This is a genomic window from Psychrilyobacter sp. (assembly GCF_049671765.1).
In the GTDB taxonomy this organism is placed as follows: Bacteria; Fusobacteriota; Fusobacteriia; order Fusobacteriales; family Fusobacteriaceae; genus Psychrilyobacter.
Genome location: NZ_JBATVM010000146.1, coordinates 1 through 7,489, shown reverse-complemented (window position 1 = coordinate 7,489; position 7,489 = coordinate 1). Strand labels below are relative to the sequence as shown.

6 protein-coding genes and 1 pseudogene are annotated in these 7,489 nt (G+C 28.5%); 1 reads left to right on the top strand and 6 read right to left on the bottom strand.

Annotated features, from left to right (window positions below):
- Positions 1-366 precede the first annotated feature (366 nt).
- The 6 genes from thrC to WBG30_RS06995 all read right to left on the bottom strand — a co-directional run bounded on the left by thrC (position 367) and on the right by WBG30_RS06995 (position 7,215).
- Complete coding sequence (thrC, locus tag WBG30_RS07020; RefSeq protein WP_424503929.1) at positions 367-1,815, bottom strand: threonine synthase; 1,449 nt, start codon at positions 1,813-1,815, stop codon at positions 367-369.
- On the bottom strand, positions 1,802-2,740 hold the full coding sequence (locus tag WBG30_RS07015; protein WP_424503928.1) for a homoserine kinase: 939 nt from the start codon (positions 2,738-2,740) through the stop codon (positions 1,802-1,804). Before WBG30_RS07015 ends, thrC begins: the two co-directional genes overlap by 14 nt.
- Before the next feature lie 8 nt (positions 2,741-2,748).
- Positions 2,749-3,906: an aspartate kinase gene (locus tag WBG30_RS07010; protein WP_424503927.1), complete on the bottom strand. Its 1,158-nt coding sequence runs from the start codon at positions 3,904-3,906 to the stop codon at positions 2,749-2,751.
- Positions 3,907-3,909: 3 nt separating this feature from the next.
- Entirely contained in the window at positions 3,910-4,845 is a 936-nt protein-coding gene (locus WBG30_RS07005) for a homoserine dehydrogenase (protein WP_424503926.1), read from the bottom strand.
- Positions 4,842-5,846 carry an aspartate-semialdehyde dehydrogenase gene (locus tag WBG30_RS07000; protein WP_424503925.1) on the bottom strand — a complete coding sequence of 335 codons (1,005 nt, stop codon included), beginning with the start codon at positions 5,844-5,846 and terminating at the stop codon, positions 4,842-4,844. The genes WBG30_RS07005 and WBG30_RS07000 overlap by 4 nt, the downstream gene beginning before the upstream one ends.
- A 547-nt stretch (positions 5,847-6,393) precedes the next feature.
- Positions 6,394-7,215, bottom strand: coding sequence for a MerR family transcriptional regulator (locus WBG30_RS06995; RefSeq protein ID WP_424503924.1), 822 nt, complete (start codon positions 7,213-7,215; stop codon positions 6,394-6,396).
- A 75-nt stretch (positions 7,216-7,290) separates the two neighbouring features.
- Here WBG30_RS06995 and WBG30_RS06990 point away from each other — a divergent pair.
- Positions 7,291-7,489, top strand: a pseudogene (locus tag WBG30_RS06990) (multidrug transporter MatE); the annotation flags it as partial.

Here is a 7,489-nt window from a genome sequence, read left to right as displayed (position 1 = left end):
GTAATTTATTGGAATAAGTTCAACATGTATAAGCGAATAATTTTTAACCTAAAAAGACTTTTGATTAACCAGTTAATATAATAATAATAATAATGCGTAAAATCATATGTTTTACAAAGAGGCATTTAATTCGTAATAAGACCAAAAATAAATTATATGGATTAGTAATAAAAAATATGAAGTTTATAAATAAGTTCATAAAAGTTAAAATTTAATCCTAATAATGAAAGAAATGAGAAAGTGTATGGAAAAATCAGAAGAGATGAGTAAACCTGATCAACAATAAAAAATTATATATATATAATATAAAATTAGAAAAAGATGATTTCTGTAAAATACAGAAATCATCTTTTTCTAATTTTATTACTATAACTGCTTCAAAATATCCCTAAGTTTATCTTTATTTACTACTTTAGTATGTAATATTTTTAGTGATTTTAGTTTTTTTATATTCAACGGAATTTCTTCTTTAGATAATTTTTCCAAGGCTTCAATATTTTCAAATTCATCATTTTTTTCTAGATCAAAAGCTTTTAAAACACTATAAGAAAATTTATAAATATTAGCTGTAGAAAGAACTACTACCTTACGTGATTTGTTTTTTAAGGCCCCATTCATAGCAACTGAAGTATGAGGATCAAGCATATAGTTATTTATATCAAATGTATTATAGATAGTCTCTAAACACTCCTCCTCAGTACTGTAGTCTGAAATTATAGTGTTTTGGATCTTTTTTAGAGATACCGCATCTAACTCTAAAATTCCACTTTTTTCAAATTTATTATAAATTTCATTTAAGGCTTTACCATCTCCTAAAATATGGTATAGAAGTCTCTCTAAATTAGAGGAAACCAAAATATCCATAGAGGGACTCATAGTTTTAAAAAATTCCCTTTCTTTATTGTAAATTCCAGTATTTAAAAAATCATATAATACATTATTTTTATTAGAAGCACATATTAATTTTCCTATTGGAAGACCCATCTGTTTGGCATAATAGCCAGCTAATATATCTCCAAAATTCCCAGTAGGAACAGAAAAATCTATTGTTTCTCCCAAAGTAATTTCTCTATCTCTTAACAACTGGAGATATGCTTTAAAATAATAGATTATTTGAGGTAGGAGTCTCCCAAGGTTAATTGAGTTGGCAGAAGAAAGTTTAAATTTATCTAAAGATCTATTTAGCTCCTCATCTAAAAATATATTTTTTACTGCCGTTTGACAATCGTCAAAATTTCCATTAACTCCTACTACCTCTATATTTTTTCCTATAGCTGTCTGCATCTGTAACCTCTGTACATCACTCACACCATCTACTGGATAAAATACAACCACCTTTACACCTTCTAAATCTTTAAATCCTTCTAAAGCTGCTTTCCCTGTATCTCCAGATGTCGCAACTAGGATTAGGCTATCCTTTTCAGCATTATTTTTCTTTCTTGCATAGGTAAAAAGACGAGGCATAATTTGAAGAGCCATATCTTTAAATGCTAGAGTTGGTCCGTGCCAAAGTTCTAATACATAAATTCCATCTTTTAATTTTACTACTGGAGTTTTTTCTGGATGAGAAAAAGTTTCATCGTAGACACCTATACAGTCTTTTAACTCTTCCACACTGTAGTCCATAAGATATCTCTTTAATATATTTAAAGCAACCTCTTTGTAGTCACTATTTTTCATTTGCCCAATCTCTTCTAATGAAACATTTGGAAATTTTTCAGGGACAAAAAGACCCCTGTCATTACAAATCCCTTTTGCAATAGCTTGGGAAGCTGTATAACTATCTAAATTTCCACGAGTACTAATATATTTCATCTGTTCCCTCCTCAAGTAAAATTAAAAGGTCTTTATAAGATTTTACTTCCATATTTTTCCCCTTATTATCTTCTACATAAAATTTATTTATCCTTAAAAAAATAAAAGTAAGAGCTGTTTTTAAAATCATTTTATTTAGTAATCTTTTTTCTGCTAATAATAATTTTCGTTCCCTTTCATATGATTCTAAAAATACTTTTATGAATTTTTTTTCTTCATCTTTAGAATTTTTTTTAATTTTAATCCAAAAATTTATTACAATAGCTAAGTCTATAATAAAAGGAGCATCCATACAATCATTAAAATCGATCAACGAAAGTTTTTCTCCCATAAATACATTATCTGGGAATATATCATTGTGAACAATTCCCATTGGAAGAGATGAAAAATCAGTTTCTTTTACCTTTTTATATTTACCCATGATAAAATTATAATCTTCTTTTAAAATTGCTTCTAGATCTACCTTTGATATTTTCTCATAAAAATAGTCTAAATCTATTTTTCTAGTTCTTTGAATAGATCTACCTTTGGATAAATTATGTATTTTCCCTAATGTAGAAGCTATTTTTTCTAACACTTCACAATTGATATCTTTTACTTTACTCCCATGAATAAAATCAAATAGACACCCCATTTTATTTTGGATAAACATATGTTTTTCCCCTAAATTATTTACAAATATTTCAGGACAAGAAACTCCATTTTCATTTAAATAATTTAAAAAATCTAGTTCTTTTAATTCCTCCCCTATATTTCTTCTTCCCTCTAAGAGTCTAAATACATATTTTTTATCTCTATCTTTAATTAAATAATTTGTATTTAATATCCCTTCCGAAATTTCAATAAAATCAGCTTCTTCACCTAAATTATAGAGAGTTCTTATATCTTTTTTATGTTCGTTAGTTAAATTAGTATATACAGCCATAAAATCTCCTATTCAAATAATTCACGATGAAAAATAGCATTAGCATTTTTTATTTTATTTTGAGATATAACATAAGATACGCTTGTTTGATTAGAAGTAATTGAATCTATATTTATCTCATTTGAATTTAAAATTCTAGCTAATTTTCTAGGAATATTATTAGATGCAATCCCAAGCCCTACAACAGATATCATACCTAGATCATCATTTAGTTCTAAAGAATATCCTTCTTTATCTAAAATTTTATAAAATCTCAGAGCATCCTCTTTTTCAGTCAAAATTGAAAATTTAGAACCCTCTAATTGTTGAAATAATTTTACATGTATATTATTTTCTTCTAGACGATCCACAAGTTCATCCATGTTTTTAAAATTTATTTTAAGATTTGCCAAATTATTTAAGTTTGAGATCCCTCTCACAACTGAATTTTCCATAGTTTCCTCCTTTTTAATCCATGTACCTTCTTCCCATGTAAAAGCTGAACGCAAATGAATGGGAATCTCATATTTAGAAGCCAATTCTACACTTCTACAGTGTAAAACTTTAGAGCCTTTGTCGGCCATTTCAATCATTTCATCAAAAGAAATATTTTTAATTTTTTTAGCATCATTTATAATTCTAGGATCTGAGGTATAGACACCATTTACATCTGTATAAATCTCAATCTTATCAGCGTTGATTGCAGCACCAATGGCTACAGCACTAGTATCACTACCTCCCCTTCCTAAGGTAGTTATATTCCCTTCACTGTCTATTCCTTGAAATCCGGTTACTATAACTACATAGTCATCATCTAAATTTTTTAATATTTTTTCAGAAGAAATATCTAAAATTTTAGCATTATTATGTTCTCCACTTGTTTTTATTTCTAATTGTGATGCATTAAATGAGATAGCCTTTTCTCCTAATTCCTCTATTCCCATGGCTAGTAAAGCTGCTGAAATTTGTTCTCCTACTGAAAGTAACATATCTAATTCTCTTCCCTTTGGATTTGTATTTATCTCCTTAGCTTTACTAATAAGAGAATCTGTCATTCCACCAGGAGCTGAGACAATTATTACCATCTTATTTCCTTCATTTTTATTTTTTACAACCCATTTGGCTACCTCACGTAGTCTTTCACTTCCTTTTAGACTTGTTCCACCAAATTTCTGAACGACTATCATATTCTATCCTCCTAAATTGATCTTATAGATATCTGAAATTACTGCTGTAGCTGTGGCATTTCCACCAGCACCTTCACCATAAAAGATCGTTTTACCTGTATAATTCCCATCTAATTCTACAGCATTATATACTCCATTTACACTGTACAATAATTCATCTTTTTTTACAGCTACAGGTGCTACTCTTATACTTAATTCACATCCATCAAAATTAGCTTCTCCTAATAATTTATATCTAAGTCCATTAGATTTAGCTATTTCAATATCATTTTTAGTCAATCCGTCGATACCAACAATAGAAATTTCAGAAAATTCTTTTAATTCTCCCCAAGCAAGATGAGCTAATATGCTGATTTTATGAGCTGTATCAACTCCTTTTACATCAAATGTTGGATCAGCTTCTGCATATCCTTTAAGTTGAGCATCTTCTAATGCTTTTGAATAAGACATTCCCTCTTCCATCTTTGTTAAAATATAGTTACATGTTCCATTTAATATCCCACGGATATTTTTAAAATTATTTACAAATAAATTTTCTTTTATCGGTGAAATAACTGGTATTCCTCCACCTACAGAAGCTTCATATTGAAGTTTTACATTATTTTTTTCAGCCAGTGAAAACAATTCCTTCCCATGAAGAGCCAAAAGATGTTTATTTGCAGTAACTAGATTTTTTTTTGAATTTAAAGTACTTTTAGAAATATCATAAGCTGCTCCTACTCCACCTATTAATTCCACCACAGTATCTATTCTAGGATCATCTAGAATTTCCTTGTAATTATCTGTAAAATCATATCCCATAGAATTATCACTTTTAATATCACAAACTTTAAGAATTTCTATATCTCCAATCTCTTTATTTCTTCTATCTTTTTCCTCTGTTAAAATCTTTATAACATTCATTCCTACTGTCCCAAGCCCAATAACACCTAATTTCATAACTTCCTCCCTCTATCTCCAGCAATTAATAATTCTGCAATTTGAACAGTATTTGTAGCTGCTCCCTTTCTTATATTATCAGCAACTACCCATAAGTTTATACCATTTTCAACACTCTCATCTCTCCTAACTCTTCCTACAAACACCTCATCTTTTCCCTTGCTATTTATTGCCATAGGATAGATATTTTTCTTTACATCGTCTTCTACAACTAACCCTTTTACACTAGCCAAGTCTTTTCTTATTTGATTTATATCAAAAGTTTTTTCAAATTCAATATTTATAGATACACTGTGAGAATGCAATACAGGAACCCTAACACAAGTAGCTGTTACTCTAACATCTTTTCTTAATATTTTTTTTGTTTCGTCTATCATTTTTTGTTCCTCTTTTGTATTACCGTTTTCTAAAAATACATCTATATGAGGTAGACAATTTCCTGCTATTTGATGTGGATAATTTTCAGGAGCCTCTCCCTTTAATCCATTTTCTAAATCTTTAATTCCTGCAAACCCAGAACCAGATACAGCTTGATAAGTAGAATATATAATTCTTTTAATTTTATATTTTTTATCTAAAACTTTTAGTGGTACTACAGATTGTATAGTTGAGCAATTTGGATTTGCTATAATCCCGTTATGATTCCATACATCCTCTGGATTAACTTCTGGAACAATAAGTGGAATACTGTCAACCATCCTAAATGCACTACTATTATCGACGACGATTACACCTTTAGAAGCTGCTATAGGTGAAAACTTTCTAGATACCTCCCCCCCTGCTGAAAAAAGTGCAATATCTATATCTTTATCAAAAGAATTTTCATTCAATTCTTCTACTTTTATATTTTCTCCTTTATATTTTATTATTTTTCCTACACTTCTAGATGATGCCATTAAATATAAATTTTCAATAGGAAAATTTCTCTCTTCTAATACTTGTAAAAAAGTTTGTCCTACTAATCCAGTAGCTCCTGCAATTGCGATATTGTATTTTTTCATTGTAATTCCTCCAAATTTTAATAAAAATCAATGTAACGTTGTATTTACTTAACCATAATCAAAGTTTTTACAAACTTAAATTAATTAATATTTTTTTAATTCCTAGATGAATAAAAAAAGTCTATTTAGATAAAAATTCTAAATAGACTTATAAAAACCCTATATAGAAGCATCTCTTGTTTGAATAACTAAAAGAGGTTTGCTTCTTTTTGTAGAAAGCAAACTTAGGTCAATATTATTATGGTTGTTATTATATTTTTGATAAACATAGTTTTTCTCCCCTGTTGTACATTTATTTAATCTTGTGTCCACTCCTAATGGACTTAAAATATAATACAAAATTTACTGAGAAAAGTCAAATTATTTTTTAATTATTTTTTTAGTCTATGACTAAAATTATAGAGTTTATAACTATTTTTTTAGATCTTGGTGGGAATCCATTAAAATATTATTTTTTTCAAAAACTAATGAAACTTAGTGCTATCTATAAAAAATAACTACAAAAATCTAAATTATGCTTGTCTAGATACAGCATCACACGGTTTTTTCATTTCTTACGATATTTAACTGGAAAAGTTATCTGAGTGATTGAGCCCTCTCCCTCTCCTAAATGAACTACAACTTCATTAAATATTTCAATAGAATCCCCAATAACCTTATACCCATTCTCTTCTACATAGCCCAAAAGTTTTTTGTAACTTACATCTATAGTATCCCATGTATCCTTATGCAATATAGATGCAAACCATCCACCCTCTATTTTTAAACACCTTTTGTGATTGCATGGAGTAGGAATAAAAAAACCAATAGTATTAACTTCCATTGCATTCCCTAAAATAACTTCTTCTTTTGAAATCCTCACAAAATAATCATCTCCTTGAATTTTTAGCTCTTCCCTAATCTCAATTAAATCAGAAAATGTTTTGTCATATTTCAAGTAGTCACAAGGTTTTTCTATGGAAATAACAACAGCTTCCATGGATTCAAAATATATCATTTGCGGCTCTACATCATCCTTTTTCATTATATTTTTTATCTCGGATATTTTTCTATCTATTTTAAACATAGATTCATTCATTTTTTTTATTTTTATTTCTAGTAGCCTTCTCTTTTCTTCTAAATAGTCCAAACTTTCTTTTGGAGAGCGACTTTTAGTATATTCTCTTATTTCTTTTAGTGAAAATCCCGCTTCCTTTAGAGTTAGTATAAATCTCAAATTAGAAAATTGTTCCTCTCCATAGTATCTGTAGGAGGTATCACCGTCTACAAACCTAGGTTTAAATAACCCAATATCATCATAATAGATAAGGGTCTGTCGTGAAATCTTAAAAAAACTAGCTATCTCATTTATTTTATATTTTTTTTTCATAAAATCCTCCTAAATATACTTGACTATATAGTGTACAATATAGTTTATAATGTCTATAGAAACAAGGAGGTAGTTATGAAAAATTTAAGTTTAGAAGATGGATGTGTTAAAAAAGTATTTTTTAAGTTTGCAATACCCAGCATAGTTGGATTATTAATTGTATCTATGCAGATAATGATAGATGGAATGTTTATAGGAAATATTGTAGGACCTCGAGGTCTTGCAGCAGTTAATTTAGCTATGCCATATATGAGTACCATTATGAGTATAGTCA